The organism is Stetteria hydrogenophila (assembly GCF_054657575.1).
This window is the reverse complement of the sequence record NZ_BAAHYL010000001.1, coordinates 169,907-191,364: the sequence shown is the minus strand read 5'-3', so window position 1 is coordinate 191,364 and position 21,458 is coordinate 169,907. Positions and strand designations below refer to the sequence as shown.

Genomic DNA, 21,458 nt, shown 5'->3' with positions numbered 1-21,458 from the left:
ACCCTGCCCTAGCCGGGGCAGGAAGGTTGGTTAAGGCCCATAGCCTAGAGGAGAGGCGTGGATGCCAGCTTAAACCCACTCCCCACCCGGAACCCGCCAGTTAAGGCTTGGCGTGGGGCTGGCGGGCCCCTGTAAGCGGGGAGTCCCCTCTAGCAGGCGCGCGTTGAACCCCCAGGGTTGAGTGTTGGAGGAGGTGGCGCCGCGGCCGGGATTTGAACCCGGGTCACGGGCTTGACAGGCCCGCATACTAGGCCAGGCTATACTACCGCGGCGCTGCCGGGAGGCTCCTAGTCTCGGCGCGGTTTATTTTTGTTTCCCCGGCTTGGCGGTGCTCAGCCATTAAGCCGGGCACCCCCGGAGCCCCGGAGCCGCTTGCCGGCTGTAACGGCGTACTCCTAATAGTCCCCGGGGGAGCCAGCTCTGGGGGGGCGCCGTCGTGGCGGGGAGGGTTGCCGTCCTGGGAGCCGGCCGGATGGGGTCAGCTGCCGCCGAGAGGCTTGCATCCCTGTCCTTCGACGTTGTCGTGTGGAACCGGACCCGAGAGAAGGCTGAGGCGCTGGCGCGGAGGATCGGTGCCCGCGTGGCTGGGAGCGTCGAGGAGGCTGCCGGCTTCGCGGAGTATGCCATCTCATTCCTAGCCGACGATGACGCGGTGATGTCCGTCGCCTCCAGGATCCCCGGGGGAGGGGGTCTCGTCTACATTGAAATGTCCACGATCACTCCGAAGACTGCAAGGGCGGTGGGGGCGCTCCTCGAGTCGAGGGGCGCGTGCTTCCTCCACGCCCCAGTCCTAGGGGGCCCCGGCAAGGTTAGGAGCGGCGAGCTCATAATCCTAGCCGCCGGCAGGAGGGCTTGCCTGGACAGGGCTAGGCCCGTCCTAGACGCCCTATCCACCCGCATAGTACCCCTGGGCGAGGATCCCGCCGCGGCTGCAGCGGCCAAGCTGGCCTACAACAACCTTCTCATCTCGTCAATCGCCGCAGCGGCGGAGTCCCTCGCGCTGCTGGAGGCTTACGGCCTGGAGCCGGGCGTCTTCAGGGAGGTAACCTCCGGCACAGTCTTCGCCGGCTTCACGGAGAAGTACCTGCCAAGAATGCTCTCAGAAGAGTCGAAGGCCAGCTTCGAGGCCAGGCTGGCAGCGAAGGACGCGGAATACGCCTCCAGAACGCTCAGGGAGGCCGGGATCCCCGCCCTAGTCTCCACCGCAGCCGCCCAGGCCTACACGCTAGCCTCGGCGCTGGGCTACGCCAGCCACGACTACACGAGCATAGCCAAGATGCTGATCTCCATGCTGAAGCCCAGGGGAAAGAGCGAGGGCGGCAAGCCGTAGAGCAGCGGGTTCACCGCAAGACCGAGCCAGGCGGGCCGTATTGAATCCTAGAGGCAGGACCGCCTATACCCCTTAGCTTGAAGGCTAGAAACAAGAGGTTAAGTAGAGGTACGTTGGCCGCTTACTTCTTCTTGGTCTCCTCTATAACCTCGACGACGGGGGACTCCACGCTCTTCTTAACCTCTTCGACGGTCTGCTTGGCCTCACTCACCGGCTTGTTCGCTCCCTGAGCGGCTTTCTTGAACTCGCTGACCGCCTCACCTAGAGCCCTAGCGAGCTCTGGCAGCTTCCTGGGCCCCAGCAGGATTACTATGATTAGAAATATTATCAGCAACTCGCTGGTCTGGAAGGGGCCTATAGGCACGACCCTTCACACCCCGGTCTAGTCTAAGACGCCGGCTGCATTTAATAAAATTTGTGTGCGCCCTGGATATAGGGATTCCACCCAGGAAGTAGGCTGGAGACAGGGTTGGATCGGCTTGCCGGAGGATGAGGAGCTGCCGGAGGAGCCTCTGTGGGACCACGTGGTTGAGCTTAGTATTAGGCTGAAGAGGATCCTCACCGCGGTCTTCGTTGCAGCACTAGTCCTCTCGGCACTGCCCTACAGCCTGTCCCCCTACATCCCCCTAGTCAACGCTTTGCCCAGGCTGCTCCTCGAGCGCCTCGTCCCCCAGAACGTCACGTTTATGGGTAGAACGTACACTATCCAGCTTGCGCAGTACAGCCCGTTCGCGGGCTTCAACATACTCTTCCAGTCAACGATACTCCTCGGGGTCCTCGGAGCCTCCCCGGTTATAGCGAGGGAGCTGATAGCCTACATCGGCCCGGCTCTCTACAAGCATGAGAGGGAGGCGCTTAAAAAGTACTCCCTGGTGGCGATCGGCCTCTTCGCCCTCGGCGTCGCTATTGCGTACTTTATATTCATACCCTGGGTCATGAGGTTCCTCTTCATAATGAGCGTGATAGTTGCCGGGAACCACGGGTTAGTAGCATTCTCAGACATTGGAAGGCTCTTCACGCTCATAGTTAAACTGCTCATCGCCACGGGGGTTATGTTCGAGATCCCCCTAGTAATCTACATCCTCATAGTCTACGAGATAGTCGGGATAGAGGTGTTCAAAGGAAACGGTATGAAGTACGCCTTCATAGCGTCCCTAATCCTCGGCGCCATTATAAGCCCCGACCCCACCGGCCTGGGCATGCTAATGCTGGCTATCCCCTACTACCTCCTCCTCGTGGCGGCCGTGAAGCTGGGCGAGAGGAATCTCGCTAAGAAGAAGCGTGCATCCGCTAAAGCCGAGGGCGCGGAGAGGGCCGTAGAAGCAGGAGCCCCCACGGCTGGCGTCGAGTCTCAACAGTAACACTGGCAGGCTAAGGTGCCCTAGCCGCCGCGGGGCCAGCGGCTGGCGCCCGTCTGGGAGGTGCTAGGTTATTGGCACTCCGAAGATGCTCCTGAGAGCCTCTCCGAAGAGGTATGACCCGAACGCCGTCCCCATCATTACCCCGGCTGTTTCGAGGTACTCGCGCAGGAAAGTCCTCTCCGGCCCTCCGACCACGCTCGAGTAGAAGGTGAACATGGCGACTATCGCCAGCCCGATTAGTAGTGATGACGTGAAGGCTAGTTTCATGCTGTCAGTGAGGAAGTAGGGTAGCGCCATTAACACGACTGCTACAATGTAGCCCAGACCCGTCGCCAGGGCCGAGGTTAAGGGGTTCCTCCCCTCAACCTCCTTGGCCTGTATGTACGCCGCTGAAGCCATTGAGATCGAGGCGCTGAAGCCGACAACAAGGCCTGCAACGCCCGCTATGATAGTGGTCGCGCTGTAGCCTAGGAAGCCCGCGTGTACCCCCGTCACCTCAACTATGGCGTCGGCGAGGCCTAGCGCCACGAAAGCCATGTACTTGACTATCTTCTCCTCGATCCCCTCTATAATCTTGACCTCGTGCTCCTCCTCATCCTTTATTATTTGCCTCAGCTCCTCCCTGTACTCCTCAGGCAAGACGTCCAGCATCTTCTTGTAAGCCTCTACCGTTGACTCCTCCCCCCTCTCGAGAAGCTTCAGAGTGAAGACGAGGCCGAAGAGCCTCCTCATCAAGAGTATTAGCCTGGCCTCAAGCCGTGATAGCTCAACGCTGCACCCGCCTGCGAGCTTGCTCCAAAACTGGTAATGCCTATACTCGTCGCTAGCCAGCTTCTCGAGGATAGCCCTCCTAGCCTCATCCTTCTCGTGCCTAGCCAGGAGGCTATAGATCAAGTAATCACGGTACTCGTCCCGGCAGAACTCCTGCGCCATCTTCTTAACGTCAAGCGTTTGACCAGGCACCGCCGGGCACCCGGGGTTCTTTGGCGGGTTTCCCCATACTCCAGTTTTAAAAGCCGGCGCGGCGGAGGCGTGGCCTCAAACTCTCCCGGCTAGGTTCCCTCTGGCTTGAGAGGCGAATACTCTAAAACACCGGCTTTTAGCCTCCTGGAGGGTTAGATGGGTCGGTGCCTGCCTCTTGTGTGGAATTATAGGTGTAACGCTCAGAGACGGCAATGTTGTGCCGCTACTAGTCAGGGGGCTTGAGAGGCTGGAGTACAGGGGGTATGACAGCGCCGGCATCGCCGTCGTCGGGCCTGAGGGGTTGGCTGTTAGGAAGAGCGTGGGCGCCATTGAGAGGCTCAAGAGGAGGTTCGACCTCGACTCCCTCAGGGGATCCTGCGGCCTGGGGCACACGCGCTGGGCGACCCACGGGGCGCCGAGTGATGTGAATGCTCACCCCCACACCGACTGCACGGAGTCAATCGCAGTAGTGCATAACGGGGTCATAAGGAACTACGCCTCGCTGCGCGCCGAGGTCGAGGCGAGGGGGCATAGGCTCCGCAGCGAGACCGACACGGAGGTTATCGCCCACCTCGTGGAGGAGGGGTTCAAGTCTACTGGCGACATGGTGGAGGCCCTAGCCTACGCTCTGGGGAAGCTTACGGGGAGCTACGCCATAGCACTAGTCACCTCCAGGGAGCCGGGGCGGATATACTTCGCCAGGATGAAGAGCCCGCTAATCCTGGGCTTGGGGGACCAGGGCAACGCTGTGGCCAGCGACATACCGGCACTGCTCGAGGTCACTAGGCGGGTGGTTGTAGTCGAGGACGGGGAGTTCGGGTGGATAGAGCCCGGCAGGGTGAAGCTGTACAGGATGACCGAGAGTGGGTACATAGAGGTCCCGGAGGCCGACGTGCTGGCCAGGGTTAAGATTGTCGAGTGGACGCCGGAGGCGGCGAGCAAGGCGGGCTACCCGCACTTCATGATAAAGGAGATATACGAGCAGCCGCAGGCCCTCAGGGACACCCTCAACGGAGTCCTCGAGGACCCGGCGGTGAGGGCTGCGGCGGACGCGGTTGCCGGCGCCCGCGTGGTCTACGTGGCGGGGGCCGGGACGAGCTACCACGCCGGCCTCGTATTCGCGTACATGCTCGCGAGGATGGCTGGGAGGGCCGCGGTGCCCGTCGTGGCTAGTGAGGCTAAACGCTACGCTGGGGCGGTGGGGGAGGGCGATGTTGTGGTTGCTGTGAGCCAGAGTGGGGAGACGTTTGACACGCTCGAGCTCGTGAGGGAGTACAAGAGGCTGGGCGCTAGAATAGTGGGGGTCACGAACGTCGTCGGGAGCGCTCTCGACAGGGAGAGCGACTACACTATCTACACCAGGGCGGGGCCGGAGATAGGCGTGGCGGCGACGAAGACCTACCTATCCCAGGTCCTAGCCTTGACTCTGCTCGCGGTGGAGGCGGGCCTCTCGACGGGCAGGCTGCTCGAGGGCGAGGCGGCGGGGGTCAGGAGGGCCCTAGAGAGGGCGCCCGAGGTTGCGGCTGAGAGCATTAAGGTGGGTGACGCCATATCGAGGAGCCTCTCGTCGAGCATGGACAGGCGGAGCCTCTACATACTGGGCAGGGGGCTGGGATCCCTCCTAGCCATGGAGGCGGCGCTCAAGGTTAAGGAGATAGCGTATCTCCACGCTGAGGCGTACCCGGCTGGAGAGAGCAAGCACGGCCCCATAGCCCTGGTTGAGGACGGGTTCCCAGTCTTCATCATAGCCACGAGCGACTCTCCAGAGGTGGCCGGCAACGCCCTGGAGATGGCGAGCAGGGGCGCGGTCGTCAGGGTATTCAAGCCCTCGGATTTAGAGCTGGAGATCCCAAGGGGCGCGGCGACGGTCTACAACATGCCCCCCACTGGTGGGGCCCTGGTGCTAGAGCCGTTCACGCTCATACCCCCGTTCCAGCTCCTCGCCTACTACACGGCGGTGGCGAGGGGGTATGACCCGGATAAGCCCAGGAACCTGGCGAAGACCGTGACCGTGGAGTAGCCCGCAGCGAGGGGTGTGCTAGGGCTTGCTTGGCGCGGTGCTCGCGGGGGGTAAGGGGGAGAGGCTTAAGCCCCTCAGCTCCGAGACTCCGAAGCCCTTCATCAAGCTTGCAGGGAAGCCGCTCTACCGCTACTCTGTCGAGGAGCTCGAGAGGGCAGGCGTTGACGAAGTAGTGGTTGTGACGCGGGAGGAGTGGCTCCATAGGGTTGAGGGGGTGAAGGCTGTACCCCAGAAGGGGCCAGGCTTCGACTCAGCCTTCAGGACAGCGGTGGAGTACGCCGCGGAGAGGAGCCATGAAACAGTGCTGGTGGCCCTCACCGGGTTCCTCGCGGCGCCTAGGGGCATCTCCGTTTACGCCCTCGACTTCTACTCGAGCAGCGGCTACTCCATCGTGATGAGTGTGGTCCCCGTGGTGACGGGGTTGGAGACCTACGGCTTCGTGGATATGGAGCCCTCGGGCAGGGTTAAGAGGATGTACGACCCCTTCGACGTGAAGAAGGTCCCCCAAGCCCCGGGCTACGTCTTTGCAGGGGTCGTGGTGGGCTCGGTCAGCGCCCTGCGGAGGGCGAGCGAGACTGGGGGGTTCATAGGCCTAGTAAACAGCCTGGCCCAGGACGGAGTAGTGGGAGGAGTCGTCTGGGGCGGGGACTGGGTTGAAGTAGGCTACCCGTGGGACCTCCTCGCAGCCCAGAGGGTGGTCCTGAAACTAGCTGGGCACATCATCTCCCCGGAGGCGGAGGTTGCCAGAAGCGCGGCCCTCACGGGCCAGGTCTCCATGCCCGGCAAGGCTGTTATAGAGGAGAACGCCGTGGTAGAGGGTCCCGTGTACATAGGTAGAGGGGCGCGGGTGGAGGCCGGCGCAGTGGTCAAAGGCCCCGCGGTGATTGAAGCCGGCGCAATCATCGGCCCCAACTCAGTGGTTAAAGGCAGCCTGGTAATGGAGTCGGCACGGGTGGGCGCTGGCTGCGTTATTGAAAGCAGCATTATAGGCGAAGGCGCCGCCATCGGCCCGCTTAGCGTCTTCGCTGCAGGCAGGCCAGTCAGGTTGCCCCAGCGGCTGAGGCCCGTGGTGGAAGGCGTCGGGGCAGACATAGAGCTAGGCGTGATAGTAGCGCCACGCGAGCACGTGAAGCCTCACACCGTTGAGAGTGAAGGAAAAGTGATTGGAGACCACTAAAGCGGATACCCGCAACCCCAAGATGCTGACGAGGAATTCGGTTATGCATGGACACCCCGAAATAAAATAGCAAATAGTAATATAATTTATGTTATTAATGTAATTTAGGAGACTTTTAAAACGCGCAATTACACAAATATTTTAGTGGATTGCGTCCTACATGATTATAGTGCATTGGTAGCATGATTTAAAGGGGGTAGCAGGGTAATGTCAAAGCTAATACTGGTATCTAATAGGCTTCCAGTGCGCGTAAAGAAAGTGGAAGGGAAACTAGTATTAAAGCCTAGTACAGGCGGTTTGGCTACAGGCCTGTCAGCTATACATGCTAGGCGGCATAGTATCTGGATTGGCTGGCCCGGCGTCTCGTTGGATGAATTAAGCTGGGGTGAAAGAAGGGAGATTGAGGAGTCTCTAGCATCCCGCAACCTCTATCCCATATTCTTATCCCGCAGCGATATAGAGGACTTCTACCACGGGTTCTGTAATAGTACTATATGGCCTCTATTCCATTACTTCCCGGAGAAAGCTAGCTTTGAGGAAAGGTTTTGGAAAGCATACAAGGATGTTAATAAATTGTATGCTGAAGAAGTCTTAAAGGTGTATAGGCCCGGAGATATCATTTGGATACATGACTACCACTTAATGCTACTACCAGAGATGCTGCGACGCGAGCTAGGAGAAGACGCCTCGATAGGCTTCTTCCTCCACATACCATTTCCCTCCTCTGAGATATTCAAGCTTTTACCTTGGAGAACAGAGATACTCCAGGGAATACTGGGCGCTGACCTTGTAGGCTTCCATTCCTACGACTATGTAAGACACTTCCTGAGTGCCGTCCGTAGCCTGCTAGGCTTAGAGAACGCGCTTGGAAGAATACGTTTTAACGGGAGAATAGTGCTAGTAGATGCCTTCCCTATGGGCATAGATTTTGACGGTTTCACCAGCGCACTTGCGAGAGACGAGGTTAGGGAGAAGAAAAGAAAATATGAGAGGATATTCGAAGGCTTACACTTGATACTCTCGGTTGACAGGCTCGACTACACCAAGGGGATCCCTCAAAGGCTTAAAGCGTACCGTGTATTCCTTGAGAAAAACCCTGATTATATAGGTAAGATAGTACTGGTTTTATTGGTGTCTCCATCTAGGACTGGTGTCCGAGAGTACGTGAAGCTGAAGAGGGAGATCGATAAACTAGTAGGCGAGATTAATGGAAAATTCTCGACGCTTAACTGGAACCCGATAGTATACATTTACAAATACGTGCCCTCCGAAGACTTACTAGCACTATACCAAGTTGCAGACATAGCTCTAATTACGCCTTTACGGGATGGCATGAACCTAGTAGCCAAAGAGTACGTTGCAGCTAAAGCAGATGGAAATGGAGTACTAATACTAAGTGAAAACGCCGGTGCAGCAGAGGAGCTTGTAGAAGCTATAATAGTGAATCCCAATGATGTCAATGAAATAGCTGCCGCTATTCGCGAAGCGCTAAAAATGAGTAAGAAGGAGAAAGCTGAGAGAATGCATTCCATGAGGGAACGCGTACGCAAGTACAACGTCCACAGATGGGCCGATGACTTCCTTAAAAGGCTACTTCATGTTAAAAATGAGCAGGAGAAGCTGAAGGCCAGGGTCTTAAGTAGTAATGCCTTGGAGGAGCTTGCAGAAAAGTTCTGCAGGGCGGAAAACAAGCTCCTACTACTAGACTACGATGGAACGCTAGTACCTATAAGGGATGCGCCAGATAAGTCTGAGCCAGATAAGGAATTGCTGCAAATACTCTCCAAGCTTGCGTCTCTCCCTGGAGTAGAGGTAGTAGTTATTAGTGGTAGGGATAGGGGCACGCTTTCACGGTGGTTTAATGGTCTTGACATAACCTTGGTAGCTGAGCACGGGGCATGGATTAAGAGGAGGAGGGGAGAGTGGACGCTCATAGAGCCTGTGAGTGCTGAGTGGAAGAAGGAGGTTAGGCGGATACTAGAAATGTATGTTGAGAGAACGCCGGGATCATTTATAGAGGAGAAAGACTACTCCATAGCCTGGCATTATAGGAGGGTTAGAACTGATCTCGGAGAAGCTAGAGCAAAGGAGTTAAAGGATGTTCTACTGAGCCTGCTAGCTAGCTTTAACCTAGACGTGTTAGAAGGCAAAAAGGTAATAGAGATACGTAGCGCAGGCATAGGAAAAGACAGAGCAGTACTCAGGCTGATACAAGAGGGAAAGTGGGACGCCATACTAGCAATAGGTGACGACAAGACGGATGAGGAAATGTTCGCTGCGTTACCGCCTAAAGCTTACACTATACGAGTAGGGCTAGAACCCTCCAATGCCCGTTATAACCTTAGAAATCACGTAGAGGTTAGAAAACTCCTCGAAGCGATAATCCAGGCCTGTGAAGAAAAGAATGAAAACGAAAGTTAACTCCTGGCCAACTTTCCCGTTGTCACTGCCGTTCTACGGTAGGGGCCTTACCTCTGCAAGCCCCTCTCTGGAGGTGTAGGGATCTCTCCATCCCATTAGTAGGCTAATAGTCTCAACCAAAACTAGAACTAGTGAAGCCCTGCAGCGTTAAGCTGCGGCGCTTACCGCTTTGGCCCCCACTCATCCCCGGGACGATTGCCCGGGTCGTAGCGCCCCCACGAAGAGTTTAGCTTTGCAGCTGGGGGCGAAAGCGTTCACCGCGCCGCAGCTCCTCAGCTAGCAGAAGGTGAGGAGGCGTAGGGTATAACTGTATTTGCAGTTCCACCGGTTTCAAGGATTGAAGGGTGCGTGGAATGGCTGGCGAGGGGGGAGGCGGGGCTCGGGTCAAGTTCATCGGGCGCCACTTGATGATGAAGGGGGTTTATGTTGACAAGCTTCTTGAGGGGGCTAAGACGACCACGGTGAGGCTCGGGGTTTTCAAGCCCAAGTATAGCGAGGTCATAATACACGGCCATGGGAGGCCCGTCGCTAAGGCCCGCATAGTTAAAGTGGAGTATAAGCGTGTCTCCGAGCTCACCGACGAGGACGCTAGGAGGGACGGCTTCCAAAGCGTTGAGGAGATGATTGAGGCTCTTAGAAGGGTTTACGGGGATGTGAAGAGCGACGATGTAGTTACGATACTCCACCTTGACGTGGTTCAGAGGCTGGACGACCTCCCCCCGGAGGATCCCTACCACGGCTTGGAGCCCGCGGATATAGCCAGGCTCGCCCTGAGATACCTTAGGGACGAGCTTGAAGAGGAGGATGTCAAGATACTCGAGGACCTAACTAGGACCAACAGCATCAGGATGACCACTCAGAGACTCTATGGAAGCATAGGCAAGAGGTGGAGGGTGAGGAAGACCCTGAGGAGGGTGCTTAGGGTACTCCGCGCAAGGAGGCTAATAGGGGTGAGACCCTCTAAATAGCGTGCAGCAGTAACTCCCCCCGGGGATAGGACGGTGTAGCCTAATGCCTGTAAGTGGGAGCGTTGAGAAGGAGGGCCTCTGCCCCAGGTGCGGGGGGCCCGCGGTTTACCACTACACTGTAGAGGCCCCAGTGGAGCATGACGGGGTGCAGGCGGCCAGGTTCTCCTACAGCGTCTCATGCCTGGCGTGCGGGTTCCGCGAGTCCAAGAAGGTATACATACCCCTCTCAGCCGCGTACATGCTCAGGTACATAATCGACCCGAGTCTGCGCGGGGTCATCGAGAGGGCTAAGCTCGTGGCAGACTTGAAAAGTGCCGGAGTCCATGCGAGCCGGGAGGGTGCAAGGGCGTGACGAAGTGGAGGCTGAAGTGCACCGAGTGCGGTAGGGAGTGGGTGCTAGCGGTCAGCTTCAAGCTCGACAAGATGGGTAAGATATACCACTACTGCCCCTACTGTAAGAAGAACACGTTCCACATAGTCATTGGGAGGGTTGAGGAGGGGGAAGAGGAGACCAGCGAGGCCCAAGCCTCGCCTGGCTAACGACCTCCTCGATGAGCGCCTCGAGAGGCATTGACTCCTGCTCGGCCCCGGAGGCCCTCCGCCTGACGGTCACCGTTCCACTCTCGACCTCCCTGCCGCCGATGACTATTATGTAAGGCGTCCAGAGCCTGGCGGCTGCCCTTATCCTGGCACCCAGCCCCCTCGTCGGTGGGTCGAGGTAGGTCCTCACGCCCTCCCAGGCCAGGCTCTCGGCCACCCTCCTAGCGTAGTCGACGTGCTCGCTCCTCACCGGTATGACCGCTGCCTGCACGGGGGCGAGCCACACGGGGAGCGTGGGGGTCTCGCCGGCCTCCGCCGCGGCGAGACCCGCGTCGAGTATGGCCTTGGCGACCGCGTCCGTGGGGCCGACGCAAGCTATTCCATCCACCCACGCGGCTAGCGGCACGAGCGCCCCGGCCCTGGACTTGTAGAAGACCATGTAGCCAGAGTAGTCCCTGCCGGCCGGGGCCCAGAGCCCGGCCTCCCTGTCGAGGTCGACCCTAGCCAGCCTCCCCTCTAGGAGGCTGGAGGCCTCGGTGAGGAGCCCCTCAAGGCTGAGGTTTGAGGGTGCGCGCCACGAGACCACGGCGCCTGGGCCGAGGCTCGCGACCGCCCCCTCAAGCCCGCCCTCAGCCACCTGCAGGCAGTGCCTAGCGAGCGCCGCGACCGCCGCCTCGCCGGAGTCGCCCTCCCTCCCGGAGCCGGGGAGCCTGGAGTACCCCCTCGAGGAGAGCCCTGTCTTCCAGAGGAGCCACTCCTCCAGCGCCCCGGACATGACGCTGCCCAGCATGCCGGGCGGGTGGAGCTGGAACCTGGCGAGGAGCTTGACGGCCTCACCATCCCAGGGCCTCCTGGACGCCAGGGCCTCGGCGACGGGGTCCCCGCTGGGGCTGCTCAGGGGCTTGCCCCTGTAGAGTACTGCCTGCGACGCCTTCACGGTCCTCGAAAGCTCGCACATGGGGTGGCCCGCACAGTGGACTCGGAAGGCCTTGTACCACCCGAAGGGCGCCCTGAGGGCTTCCCCCTTGAACCTCCTCCTAACCTCGGCCTCTAGCTTGAGCAGCACGCTGTAGGCGGTCTTTGGGGGCGCGAGGCTCGGGCTGAGGTGGGCGAAGGGGTAGAGGAGCACCCTGCCCACCCCCACCCTGGCCGCGTGGGCCACCACCTCCTCGGCGGCAAGGGCTGCCTCGACCTCGGTGTCGCCATCCTCGACGCTGACGAAGGCGACAACGCACTCGCCGACCCGGGCCTCGCCGGGCGGGTCCGGCGGGTCCCGGATAGCCTCCTGGACAGTCTTGAACCAGGCCTCGAGGGCGTGGAGTAGCAGAAGCCTCAAACCGTGCACCCCGGCCTTGCCGCTGTCCGGTCTGTTGCATTAAACTCCGCCGGGGCCCCCGTGCCTGCGGGCGCGCAAGTCACCCTGCCAGCTTATAGGTGCTGCCCGCGGCACTACCTTACCGGGTGGATTGAAGGGTGTCGGGTGAGAAAGGGCGTATAACTGAGATCACGGACTTGCCCGGGGTAGGGCCGTCGACCGCGCAGAAGCTCGTAGAGGCCGGGTTCGCCAGCGTTGAAGCGATAGCTGTGGCTACGCCCCAGGAGATCGCCACCGCTACGGGCATCTCGCTCCCTGCCGCGGCGAAGATCGTGAAGGCAGCCAGGGAGGCGCTGGACATACGCTTCAAGACCGCGAAGGAGCTGAAGGAGGAGAGGCTGAGGGTTAGGAAGATAACCACGGGTAGCAAGAACCTCGACGAGCTGCTGGGCGGCGGAGTAGAGACTAACACTATAACCGAGTTCTACGGGGAGTACGGCACGGGCAAGACGCAGATATGCCACCAGCTCAGCGTGAACGTCCAGCTGCCCGAGGACAAGGGCGGGCTCAACGCCAAGGCAGTCTACATCGACACCGAGGGAACGTTCAGGTGGGAGCGTATCGAGCAAATGGCTAAGGGCGTAGGCCTAGACCCCGACGCTGCCATGGAGGGCATCTACTGGATCAGGGCGGTCAACAGCCACCACCAGATGGCCATAGTCGACGAGCTGTTCGACCTAGTCAAAAAGGACAACATTAAACTAGTCATAGTCGACTCGCTCACAAGCCACTTCAGAGCCGAGTTCCCCGGCAGGGAGAACCTGGCAATGAGGCAGCAGCTCCTCAACAAGCACCTGCACCAGCTCATGAGGCTAGCCGAGATACACAGCATAGCGGTGGTGGTGACCAACCAGGTCATGGCAAGGCCGGACGTCTTCTACGGAGACCCCACCCAGGCGGTTGGAGGCCACGTCGTAGCCCACGCGCCAGGGGTTAGGGTGTACCTAAAGAAGAGCAGGGGTAACAGAAGAATCGCCAGGGTGGTCGACGCCCCGCACCTACCCGAGGGCGAGACGGTATTCGCCATAACCGAGTGGGGCATCAGGGACCCAGAATAACCCTCCTGCAGTGCTCCAGGCAGGAGGGCCCTTTGCACCGTGAGCCCCTGCACTCAACCGAGCCGTCCGGCCACACCCTCGCGTGGCAGTTGAGGCTGTCGACGACGAGAAGGCCCCTCCTCCACGAGCCCCTCCAGACGAGGAAGCCATCAACCCGCCCCGAGGGCACGGGCAGCCTCATAGTCAACCCGCTCAGCGGGTCCCTCACCGCCTCCCTCTCCATATCCACGCTGAAGGAGCTGCCGTAGACTATGCAGGCGAAGCAAGATCCCCCCCGGGAGACCAGCCAGACGTAGAACTCCTCGCCCCTAGCAGGAGTTAGCCTGCCCGCGAGCCTCCCCGCATCCCTCGACTTTAAGGGCAAGCGTAGCGGCTCCGCGGGGCCATCCTTGAGCATCTCCAGAAGCCAGTCCGGGGCGCAGCCCTGCATGCCGCGGGGCACCTCGGAGGGTTAAGCTTGCAGGCGTACACTTTAGCCTAGGCCTCAGCTGCCGGCCTCTAAAGCGCCGCGGGTCAATCCCCGGGCTAGGATGACTAGCCCCAGCATGAGGGATTGGTGTTGCACTTGCCGCCTTGGATGCCGGGGGACTGCTACTGGCCCCAGGCCCTAGCCGTGGGGGCTCTGCTGGGCTACGCTAGCTACAGGGACGCGAGGTACAGGGAGGTGGACCCCTACTACTGGGCCGTGGCCTTCTACGCTTTGAGCCCTCTCGCGGTGCTCTGCTGGGCCCAGGTGCTCCTCTCGCCCGTGCGTGCGGCGGTGGTGGTTGGCGACCTAGCCGCAGTGCTGGTCGTGGGGGCCCTGGTTTACTTCTACATGTTGGGCGGCGCGGACTTCTACGCTACGGCTCTCATAGCCTACGCACTGCCCGCGGCTAGGGACGGGTTCCCCACGGCTCTAGCCGCGCTCCTCTACGCCTCGATAGCCGGGGCCTTGCTGACGGTGGCGTTCTGCCTCTACAACGCCACGGTGAACAGGGGGAAGGCGTCGAGGGCCGGGGGGTGGCTGCCCTACTGCTTTCTAGGCGTCGCGGTCACGGTGAGGGAGGCGTTCGAGAGGCCGTGGTGGTACCCACTCACTGGCCCGCGGGGCAACTGGGGCTACGTAGACGAGGACCCGCACGAGCTGCTCTCGCTCGTGGCGGGCGAGAGGGGGGAGGACGCAGTGATCTGGGCTTCCCCCGGCCTCCCCTTTATAGCCTTCATTTTGGCAGGCTTCGCAGTAGCGTGCCTACTGGGAGCGAGGCCCCTCGCGTGGCTGCTGGAGGTGCTGGCGCGTTGACGAGGCCTGAGTGGTTTAGAGTGCTCTGGGCTCCGTGGAGGATGACGTACGTCAAGTCAGCCGCTGAGGGGAAGGCTGGCGGGTCCTGCATCTTCTGCGACGCGCTCTCCATGGATGAGAGGGAGGCGCTCGTCCTCGTGAAGGCGGAGAGGGCCTACGTTATACTAAACAAGTACCCCTACAACACGGGCCACCTAATGGTTGTGCCTAAGAGGCACGTGCCCTCGCTGGAGGACCTCACCACCGAGGAGATGGTGGAAATCAGCCTGCTCCTCAAGGCGTCGATGAAGGCGTTGAGGAGAGTCTACAACCCCCAAGGGTTCAATGTCGGGGTCAACATTGGAAGGGCGGCCGGGGCGGGGATAGAGAGCCACGTCCACGTACACGTCGTGCCCAGGTGGTCCGGCGACGCCAACTTCATGCTAACCACTGGCGGGGTCAAGGTGATCCCGCAAGACCTCTACGCCACCTACGACGCGCTGAAACCCGTCATGATTGAGGAGGCCAAGAGGGTGGGCCTAGAGGTGTAGCTTGATGGGTCACACGTTCGTGGTGACCCACACAGACCTCGACGGAGTGGCGAGCGCCGCAGTGTACCTCCGGATAGCGGGTCTCGAGCCAGACGAGGCTACCGTGGTGTTCGCGGAGCCCTACAACCTTCACGAGGCCGTAGGCGGCTACGCGGAATACATGGAGAAGGGCGACGTCCTGGCCGTCATGGATCTGGGGGTCAACAGGTCGGTGCTCGACAGCCTCGTCTCAACGGTCCAGGACCTGCTGGGGAGGGGGGTGGAGGTCGAGTGGTACGACCACCACGTCTGGGGCCCCGAGGCTGAGAGGTTCAAGAGCATGGGTGTCAAGCTATTCGTGGACAGGTCCACCTGCGCAACCGGCGTCGTCGCCAAGTACGCCCCCACAGTCAAGGGGGTGGAGGCCGACGGCTACATCAGAGAGCTAGTGGCTGCAGTCTGCGCCGCCGACCTCTGGAGGTGGGACCACCACCTGGCCCCGAAGCTCTTCCGGATCCTAGGGCGCAGGGGCGAGGATGAGTGGAGGTCAAGGCTGCTGGAGAAGCTGTACTCGGGCACGCTCTGGGACGAGGAGATGCAGCAGAAGCTGGAGGACTATGTTAACAGGGAGTTGAAGGGCTTCAGCAAGATCCTGAGCACCGCGAAGGTTAAGGTTGGAAGGAGCGGCTGCAGGGTGGTGGTGGCGAGGAAGGACGAGGGGCCGCCGTCCAACAGCATCGTGGGGTCAACGCTCCTCTACAGGTTCCAAGCCGACATAGCGGTGATAGCCAGGCCGAACGGAGCCATAAGCCTGAGGAGCAGGAGGGTGAACGTGGAGAGGATAGCCTCCATGCTCGGCGGGGGAGGCCACCCGAGGGCAGCTGGGGCGAGGCTGAGGCTCCCGCTCCACGTGAGGCTGCTAAGGATCCTCTGGCCGCCGCTCGAAAGCTCCTACGTTGCCTCAGCGGTGCTTAGAGCTGCTGAGGCGGCGGGTGTCTGCTAAAACCGGCCGGGGCAGGCCCGGTGTTGCGGAGGGTCAGCCTGGGGTTCGCAGTCCTCACGAGCGGCGGCAGCGGCAGAACCACCTCATCCCCTCCAGCATGGCTGTGGGGGCGTGGGAGTTAATGGCTTACGGCCTCCCTGAGGGGGTGTACGTCGAGACTATAGCTGTCCTCTGCAGGGGCGGCGAGCCCGCGTGGTCCTCTCCCCTCGGCTTCATCTCGGCGGGTGGGAGGATCCTGTTCAGGGTGTTCAGGGGCAGCGGCTTCTGGAGGATCCTCGTCGAGGAGGGGCTGACCGGGCGGATAGTGGCTTACACGCCGAGGGATCCCGCGGAGTTCGCCCTCCACGTCCTCGAGGGCGGCGGCCGCGTGGAGTCGTGCAGGCCCGTAGGCCAGCCGTTCACCATCGAGTGCACCCCCGAGCTCCTCGAGGTCGAAGGCGACGTTGCATGGTTCGCCTGCAGGGACGCCTCTGTCCGAGAGGGGCCCGGGGTGCCGTACACCAGGGCCTATGGGTGCCTCGTGGAGCTAGCGGTCCTAGCGTCCAAGGCGAAGGCGGGCGTTCTAGGCGGCTGGGCCCTAGGCTACGCTAGGGGGCTCTTATGGTGCGTCAAGCGGTCCGAAGCCATGGGCGGGGGCAGGTATGCACGGCTCGCCGAGAGGCTACTGCAGGTTGTTGAGGAGGCTCTCCGAGGCAGGGGCTAGGCTCTGGGGCCTCTACGGGCTGGTGGAGAAGCGCCTGGGCTTCTCCAGGCTGGCCGAGGCAAGCGTTGCCTCCAACGTTGCCTGGAGCGTTCCATGCAGCTCAGCCTGCGCGGCGGCCATGCGAGCCAAGGCCTTGATCGAGAGGGCCGGGGGGAGGGTGTGCGTAGTGGGCCCCCTAGCAGGGGGCCCGCCACGCGGCTGCGGAGCGGTAGTCGTGGCCGGCGAGGACGCGGTTGAAGCCGCCGCGGCCAGCCGCCGGCCCACCCCGGCGATCCTGGTGACCGACGCAGACGGAGCGCCGCCGCTGGACCCACACACGGCAGGGTTCATAGTATTCATGCACATCCACGCCGACAACCTACACTCCGTGAGCCAGAGGATCCCCCGGGCCCAGCGGGGAAGCCTCCTGCTGACCAGCCAAGTCCCCGTGCACGGCTGCATAGTCTCACCCTTCGGCTTCGCAGACGGCGACAGGGCGATACTAGCTGCCGCAGCCCTCGGAGGCGCCGTAGTTAGGGTTGAAGGGGTAGACGCGGAGCCGGCAAGCGAGAAGTTCAAGGCGTCAATGGAGTACGTTAAAGCCCTAGCAAGACTGCTCGGCTACAGGCTTGAGGTGGAGAGCCGCTACTCCTTCACCCTTAAACGTCTAACTTTAAACTAGCACCCGACCAGCCTAGACTCCACTCCGGGGGGCTGGCCGGCATGGAGGCCGCGTCTGCGAAACTAACGGCGGAGGGGGTCATTCTAGGCTACAGGCTGGGCGGGGGCAGGCAGTACACGAGCCACGTACTGGTTAAGCTATTCGTGGACAGGAAGGAGGTAGGCAAGTTCATTGGGGGCATTGTTAGGTTCACGGACCGCCACGGCAACACCTATAAGGGCAGGATCCTGAGGAGGCACGGCGCCAAAGGCAGCGTTGTACTGGTCAGGTTCAAGCCCAACATACCGGGCCAGGCGATCACGGCCCGCGTAGTCGCCGAGGCCCCCGAGAAGCAAAGGCCCTCCTCAGCCTAGCTGTATGGGTCTATTGAGGGTAGGGCGCCGCTCATAGCTTAAAGCCGTGCTCCCCCCACAAGATAGTTAGGGTGAGTGCCTCTGACTCCATTTTCTGAGCTTGAGAGCCTCCCTGTTCTAATGGCCTCGAGCAACGCCCCCACCGTTGAGCCTCACACCGTTGCAGCGGCAGTTAGGAGGATTCTAAGAATAACTGGGGCTAGGGTTGCCGCGGTCGTAGACCGGGGCAGGCTCGAGGGCGTCATCTACAGGTCCACGGTGCTGGCTTTCACTTCCACGAAGGTTAACGCGCTCGCAAGGGACATCATGGAGGAGCCCCCCTTCACCCTGCAGCCGTCAATGACTATCGGCGAGGCGGCCAGGCTAATGTTCAAGTATGACGAATGGTACGGGTTCATCGTTGACGAGAACCGTAAGTACTTGGGCGTCCTCGGGCTTGAGGACATTATCAGGGTAGCCCTGGAGAACTACCCCAGAGAGCTGGGCGAGCACAGAGTCGAGGAGGCGATGACGAGGGACGTTACCGCCGTGAGCCCCGACGACTCCCTGCAGAGGCTCTGGAACCTGATGAAGACGACTCGGTACGCAGGGTTCCCGGTCGTCGACGGGAAGAATAGGCTCATAGGCATAGTGACCCAGTACGACCTAATCCGGAAGGGGTACACGAGGGTTGAGCTGGAGTCCGAGTCAGGGCCGGCCCGCGAGCCCAAGGTTAGGGAGGCCATGACAACCGGCGTCGTAGCCGTTTACCCGTGGACTACGTTGATGGAGGCGGCGCAGCTTATGGCTATTAAGAGCTATGGAAGGCTTCCTGTAATTGAGTCCCCGAAGAGCCGGAGGCTTGTAGGGGTTATTGACAGAGAGGATGTCGTGAGGTTCATGCTTGTAGGGAGGTGATGGCGTGGTGGCTGCGGGGAGGCCTGGAAGGCCGGCCTTCAAGAGGGTTTCAAGCGCGCGCCTGTCCCGTGGGGTAAGCGTTTCCAGGAGCCCCGTCCCCATCAGGAGGCCTGAGGGTATCAGGTGGCTTAGGAGCGATGGGAGCCCCAACTGGAGCCAGAGGGTAGCGGAGAGGGCCGGGGAGCTCGGGCTGATAGCATCGAGGCCCCCGGTCACCGTTAACTCCTCCTCTGTGATACTTGAGGCCGCTGAGACCATTGCGGATAAAATGGTTAGGGGCCTCCTCGTCGTCGACTCCAAGGAGAGGCTGGTAGGGCTCCTCACAGCCCTTGACCTAGTCAACTACCTTGGCGGCGGCGAGTACTACAGCATCGTAGCCAACAGGTACGGCTACAACATATTCAAGGCCCTCCGCGAGGAGAAAGTCACGTCGATAATGACGAAGAACCCGCCATTCCTCTACAGGAGCGACACCCTGGACAAGGCGCTAACCCTGATGGTGAGGGAAGGCGTTGGAATGATACCGGTGCTCTACGAGGACGGAACAGTCTACGGCGTGGTGACAGAGCACGACATAATCGCCAGGCTGAAGGGTGTCCGCGTCGGCAGGAAGGTTTCGGAGATAATGAGCAGGACCATAGTGGCCGTGGACCTGGAGGACCCGATAAAGAAGGCTGCGGAGCTGATGGTGAAGCAGGGCTTTAGAAGGCTCCCGGTCGTAGACAAGGGGGGAGAGGCGCAAGGCTACGTCTCAGCCAAGGATTACGTGGCGTTCTTCGGCTCCCACAAGGCGTTCGAGGCGGCCGCAACCGGCAGCATCGAGGACGTCATAACCAACACGAGGATCTTCGAGATAGCCAGGAGGGGACTCTACACCATAAGGCAGGACGAGGACGTCGGCGCGGCCGCGGAGGCCATGATAGAGCACGGGGTCAACGGCCTCCTAGTTGTAGATGACGAGGATAACGTGGTTGGAATCATAACGGAAAGGGACGTGCTGCTGGCCCTAGCCATCGAGGAGGTGTGAAGGGGGGTGCCCCCCCGGATCTCCAGCTACATGACGAGGAACGTCGTCACAGTGACGCCGGAGGAAACCCTTGCCCACGCGAGAAGGCTCATGGTGAAGAACAGGGTTGGCAGGCTTGTGGTGGTTGAAGAAGATAAGCCGGTGGGCATGCTCACGGTCAGTGATATGATCAACGCGTTGACCGGCAGGCTGGCGAGTAAGCCTTTGGATTCTATACGCGTGAAGGAGGTTATGAGCCAGGACCTGAAGGTCATAGAGATGCTGAAGAGCATCAAGTCCGCGGCGCTCTACATGTTGAAATACAAGATTGGAGGGCTGCCAGTGGTTGACAAGTTCGGCTCGCTGGTCGGGATTATAACCAGGAGCGACCTCCTCAGGGCTTACTACGAGCGGTACCGGGGCGTCTTTAGGGTTGGAGATGTGATGAGGAGAGACGTGGCGGTGGGGCGGCCCGAGCACCACATTTACTATATTGCAAGGCTTGCTCAAGCAGATCCTGCCGGCAAGGTGGTCATAGTGGGCTCGGACGGGAAGCCGGTAGGCATAATCGCCAAGAAAGACCTGATGCTGTCCGGGATCGCGCTGAGGGAGCCTGGAGCACGGCTGGGGAGGAGGCGTGGGAGGGTAAAAGGTAGGCTCGCCTACCACACGGGCTTCCCGGACTTAACCCCGTGCCCCCTGCTCACGGCAGGCGACGTGATGACTTCTAGCCCAGAGACTGCAAGCCCCGAGGAGGATCTAGCCGAGGCGTCCCGCCTAATGTACGAGGAGCGCATCGGCGCACTGCCGGTCGTGGGGAAGAATGGAGCCTTACTCGGGATAGTGTCTAAGCTTGAGGTCCTAGCCGCTATCCTAAAGGCTTAACGTGAAGGGTTATCGCTCAGGTAATATGGAGTCCACGAGCTTCTCTGGGTCGAACCGCTGGAGGTCCTCGTACCTCTGGCCCATGCCTAAGTAGAGGATGGGCTTCCCGGTAGCCTCAGCTATCGAGACTGCCACACCGCCCTTCACGTCAGAGTCGACCTTGGTGATTATAAAGCCGTCAACGCCCACCTCCTCGTTGAACCTCCTAGCCTGCTCGACGGCGTCGTTACCAGTTAGAGCGTCGACTACGAGCACCTTGAAGTCAGGCTTTACTACCCTGACGATCTTCCTCATCTCACCCATTAGATCGTAGTCGACGTGCATCCTGCCAGCGGTGTCGACGAGGACCACGCAGTAGTTCCTGGCCCTCGCGTACTCGACGGCGTTAAACGCCACGCTCGCAGGGTCCGAGCCGTACCTGCCCTTAACTAGCGGGACGCCCAGCCTCGAGGCGTGGGCTTCAATCTGCTCCTGGGCCCCGGCCCTGAAGGTGTCGGCCGCCGCGAGCACCGGGGTCACGCCGCTCCTCTTCATGAGGTAAGCCAGCTTAGCTATGGTAGTGGTCTTCCCGACCCCGTTGACGCCGAGGAACACCACGACGAGGGGCCTCTCCCCGCCGCACCTCCTCTTAGCCTCCTCGACTAGGTCGGGGCCGGGGCGGCCTAGAACCTCGAGCAGGGCCTCCCTGAGGGCTGAGGCGATAGCCTTCTCGGCGTCCCACCCCCTCTCCACGGTCAGCCCTACAAGGCGCTGCTTAACCCGCTCCGCCAGCTTCTCGGCGACCTCGAAGGCGACCTCGCTCTCCAGAAGCCTCAGCTTCAGCTCCTCGAGTACCTCGTCTACATCCTCCTCCGTGATGGTCTTCCTTAGCGCCCTAGAGGCTAGGGACTTGATTGCGTCGCTTAAAGCGGATCTGAGTCTATCCAGCACGGGAGGCCTTCACCCT

General features: G+C 60.7%; 23 protein-coding genes and 1 tRNA gene. 18 read left to right on the top strand and 6 right to left on the bottom strand.

Translation table 11 applies throughout. The features are described from left to right. Positions 1-194: 194 nt before the first annotated feature. Positions 195-272, bottom strand: a tRNA-Asp gene (locus ACYQ3J_RS01020). 164 nt (positions 273-436) lie between these two features. Here ACYQ3J_RS01020 and ACYQ3J_RS01015 point away from each other — a divergent pair. After that, positions 437-1,330, top strand: a complete 894-nt coding sequence (locus tag ACYQ3J_RS01015; protein WP_460123273.1) for an NAD(P)-dependent oxidoreductase — start codon at positions 437-439, stop codon at positions 1,328-1,330. 121 nt (positions 1,331-1,451) lie between these two features. Here the strand turns inward: ACYQ3J_RS01015 and ACYQ3J_RS01010 are convergent, their stop codons facing one another. Beyond that, the gene (locus ACYQ3J_RS01010; protein WP_460123270.1) at positions 1,452-1,694 is read right to left on the bottom strand and encodes a Sec-independent protein translocase subunit TatA/TatB; all 243 of its coding nucleotides are present in this window, start codon (positions 1,692-1,694) and stop codon (positions 1,452-1,454) included. A gap of 115 nt (positions 1,695-1,809) precedes the next feature. Here ACYQ3J_RS01010 and tatC point away from each other — a divergent pair, with 115 nt between their 5' ends. Next, entirely contained in the window at positions 1,810-2,691 is an 882-nt protein-coding gene (gene tatC, locus ACYQ3J_RS01005; protein WP_460123266.1) for a twin-arginine translocase subunit TatC, read from the top strand. 63 nt (positions 2,692-2,754) lie between these two features. On the opposite strand, the gene ACYQ3J_RS01000 is transcribed toward tatC, so the two are convergent. Next, a complete protein-coding gene (locus tag ACYQ3J_RS01000; protein ID WP_460123262.1) occupies positions 2,755-3,654 on the bottom strand; it encodes a VIT1/CCC1 transporter family protein in 900 nt (299 codons plus the stop codon). Between the two features lie 175 nt (positions 3,655-3,829). On the opposite strand from ACYQ3J_RS01000, the gene glmS reads away from it, so the two are divergent. The 6 genes from glmS to ACYQ3J_RS00970 all read left to right on the top strand — a co-directional run bounded on the left by glmS (position 3,830) and on the right by ACYQ3J_RS00970 (position 10,780). Next, the gene (glmS, locus tag ACYQ3J_RS00995; RefSeq protein WP_460123259.1) at positions 3,830-5,674 is read left to right on the top strand and encodes a glutamine--fructose-6-phosphate transaminase (isomerizing); all 1,845 of its coding nucleotides are present in this window, start codon (positions 3,830-3,832) and stop codon (positions 5,672-5,674) included. 25 nt (positions 5,675-5,699) lie between these two features. After that, the gene (locus ACYQ3J_RS00990) at positions 5,700-6,851 is read left to right on the top strand and encodes a nucleotidyltransferase family protein (protein ID WP_460123256.1); all 1,152 of its coding nucleotides are present in this window, start codon (positions 5,700-5,702) and stop codon (positions 6,849-6,851) included. 207 nt (positions 6,852-7,058) lie between these two features. Further along, positions 7,059-9,272, top strand: a complete 2,214-nt coding sequence (locus ACYQ3J_RS00985) for a bifunctional alpha,alpha-trehalose-phosphate synthase (UDP-forming)/trehalose-phosphatase (protein WP_460123253.1) — start codon at positions 7,059-7,061, stop codon at positions 9,270-9,272. A gap of 353 nt (positions 9,273-9,625) precedes the next feature. Continuing rightward, entirely contained in the window at positions 9,626-10,240 is a 615-nt protein-coding gene (locus tag ACYQ3J_RS00980) for an ASCH domain-containing protein (protein WP_460123250.1), read from the top strand. Positions 10,241-10,283: 43 nt separating this feature from the next. Continuing rightward, positions 10,284-10,592, top strand: a complete 309-nt coding sequence (locus ACYQ3J_RS00975) for a hypothetical protein (RefSeq protein ID WP_460123247.1) — start codon at positions 10,284-10,286, stop codon at positions 10,590-10,592. Then, positions 10,589-10,780, top strand: a complete 192-nt coding sequence (locus ACYQ3J_RS00970) for a hypothetical protein (protein ID WP_460123245.1) — start codon at positions 10,589-10,591, stop codon at positions 10,778-10,780. Before ACYQ3J_RS00975 ends, ACYQ3J_RS00970 begins: the two co-directional genes overlap by 4 nt. On the opposite strand, the gene ACYQ3J_RS00965 is transcribed toward ACYQ3J_RS00970, so the two are convergent. After that, positions 10,719-12,116: a threonyl-tRNA synthetase editing domain-containing protein gene (locus ACYQ3J_RS00965; RefSeq protein WP_460123241.1), complete on the bottom strand. Its 1,398-nt coding sequence runs from the start codon at positions 12,114-12,116 to the stop codon at positions 10,719-10,721. The two genes, ACYQ3J_RS00970 and ACYQ3J_RS00965, sit on opposite strands and share 62 nt — an antisense overlap. 137 nt (positions 12,117-12,253) lie before the next feature. On the opposite strand from ACYQ3J_RS00965, the gene radA reads away from it, so the two are divergent. Continuing rightward, on the top strand, positions 12,254-13,213 hold the full coding sequence (radA, locus tag ACYQ3J_RS00960) for a DNA repair and recombination protein RadA (RefSeq protein ID WP_460123238.1): 960 nt from the start codon (positions 12,254-12,256) through the stop codon (positions 13,211-13,213). Here radA and ACYQ3J_RS00955 read toward each other — a convergent pair. Beyond that, positions 13,197-13,643: a hypothetical protein gene (locus tag ACYQ3J_RS00955; protein ID WP_460123236.1), complete on the bottom strand. Its 447-nt coding sequence runs from the start codon at positions 13,641-13,643 to the stop codon at positions 13,197-13,199. The genes radA and ACYQ3J_RS00955 overlap by 17 nt on opposite strands. 135 nt (positions 13,644-13,778) lie before the next feature. Between ACYQ3J_RS00955 and ACYQ3J_RS00950 the strand changes: the two genes are divergently transcribed. The 9 genes from ACYQ3J_RS00950 to ACYQ3J_RS00910 all read left to right on the top strand — a co-directional run bounded on the left by ACYQ3J_RS00950 (position 13,779) and on the right by ACYQ3J_RS00910 (position 20,512). Next, positions 13,779-14,495, top strand: coding sequence for a hypothetical protein (locus tag ACYQ3J_RS00950; RefSeq protein ID WP_460123233.1), 717 nt, complete (start codon positions 13,779-13,781; stop codon positions 14,493-14,495). Further along, positions 14,492-15,025 (top strand): HIT family protein, encoded by a 534-nt coding sequence (locus tag ACYQ3J_RS00945; protein ID WP_460123229.1) that lies wholly within the window; start codon positions 14,492-14,494, stop codon positions 15,023-15,025. Before ACYQ3J_RS00950 ends, ACYQ3J_RS00945 begins: the two co-directional genes overlap by 4 nt. A 4-nt stretch (positions 15,026-15,029) precedes the next feature. Beyond that, the gene (locus ACYQ3J_RS00940; RefSeq protein ID WP_460123227.1) at positions 15,030-16,007 is read left to right on the top strand and encodes a DHH family phosphoesterase; all 978 of its coding nucleotides are present in this window, start codon (positions 15,030-15,032) and stop codon (positions 16,005-16,007) included. Positions 16,008-16,128: 121 nt separating this feature from the next. After that, positions 16,129-16,710: a hypothetical protein gene (locus ACYQ3J_RS00935; protein ID WP_460123224.1), complete on the top strand. Its 582-nt coding sequence runs from the start codon at positions 16,129-16,131 to the stop codon at positions 16,708-16,710. Continuing rightward, a complete protein-coding gene (locus ACYQ3J_RS00930) occupies positions 16,679-17,371 on the top strand; it encodes a hypothetical protein (protein ID WP_460123220.1) in 693 nt (230 codons plus the stop codon). The genes ACYQ3J_RS00935 and ACYQ3J_RS00930 overlap by 32 nt, the downstream gene beginning before the upstream one ends. A 41-nt stretch (positions 17,372-17,412) precedes the next feature. Further along, entirely contained in the window at positions 17,413-17,724 is a 312-nt protein-coding gene (locus ACYQ3J_RS00925) for a 50S ribosomal protein L35ae (RefSeq protein WP_460123217.1), read from the top strand. Between the two features lie 120 nt (positions 17,725-17,844). Then, entirely contained in the window at positions 17,845-18,621 is a 777-nt protein-coding gene (locus tag ACYQ3J_RS00920) for a CBS domain-containing protein (protein WP_460123214.1), read from the top strand. A 7-nt stretch (positions 18,622-18,628) separates the two neighbouring features. Beyond that, a complete protein-coding gene (locus ACYQ3J_RS00915) occupies positions 18,629-19,648 on the top strand; it encodes a CBS domain-containing protein (protein WP_460123211.1) in 1,020 nt (339 codons plus the stop codon). Between the two features lie 6 nt (positions 19,649-19,654). Next, positions 19,655-20,512 carry a CBS domain-containing protein gene (locus ACYQ3J_RS00910; protein WP_460123208.1) on the top strand — a complete coding sequence of 286 codons (858 nt, stop codon included), beginning with the start codon at positions 19,655-19,657 and terminating at the stop codon, positions 20,510-20,512. Between the two features lie 9 nt (positions 20,513-20,521). On the opposite strand, the gene ftsY is transcribed toward ACYQ3J_RS00910, so the two are convergent. Continuing rightward, on the bottom strand, positions 20,522-21,442 hold the full coding sequence (ftsY, locus tag ACYQ3J_RS00905) for a signal recognition particle-docking protein FtsY (RefSeq protein WP_460123204.1): 921 nt from the start codon (positions 21,440-21,442) through the stop codon (positions 20,522-20,524). Positions 21,443-21,458 lie beyond the last annotated feature (16 nt).

What these genes read in the sequence shown, in the direction of transcription:
- ACYQ3J_RS00985 (WP_460123253.1), top strand. Translation starts at nt 7,059, where the DNA reads ATGTCAAAGCTAATACTGGTATCTAATAGGCTTCCAGTGCGCGTAAAG.
- ACYQ3J_RS00980 (WP_460123250.1), top strand. Translation starts at nt 9,626, where the DNA reads ATGGCTGGCGAGGGGGGAGGCGGGGCTCGGGTCAAGTTCATCGGGCGC.
- ACYQ3J_RS00975 (WP_460123247.1), top strand. Translation starts at nt 10,284, where the DNA reads ATGCCTGTAAGTGGGAGCGTTGAGAAGGAGGGCCTCTGCCCCAGGTGC.
- ACYQ3J_RS00955 (WP_460123236.1), bottom strand. Translation starts at nt 13,643, where the DNA reads ATGCAGGGCTGCGCCCCGGACTGGCTTCTGGAGATGCTCAAGGATGGC.
- ACYQ3J_RS00940 (WP_460123227.1), top strand. Translation starts at nt 15,030, where the DNA reads ATGGGTCACACGTTCGTGGTGACCCACACAGACCTCGACGGAGTGGCG.
- ACYQ3J_RS00935 (WP_460123224.1), top strand. Translation starts at nt 16,129, where the DNA reads ATGGCTTACGGCCTCCCTGAGGGGGTGTACGTCGAGACTATAGCTGTC.
- ACYQ3J_RS00925 (WP_460123217.1), top strand. Translation starts at nt 17,413, where the DNA reads ATGGAGGCCGCGTCTGCGAAACTAACGGCGGAGGGGGTCATTCTAGGC.
- ACYQ3J_RS00920 (WP_460123214.1), top strand. Translation starts at nt 17,845, where the DNA reads ATGGCCTCGAGCAACGCCCCCACCGTTGAGCCTCACACCGTTGCAGCG.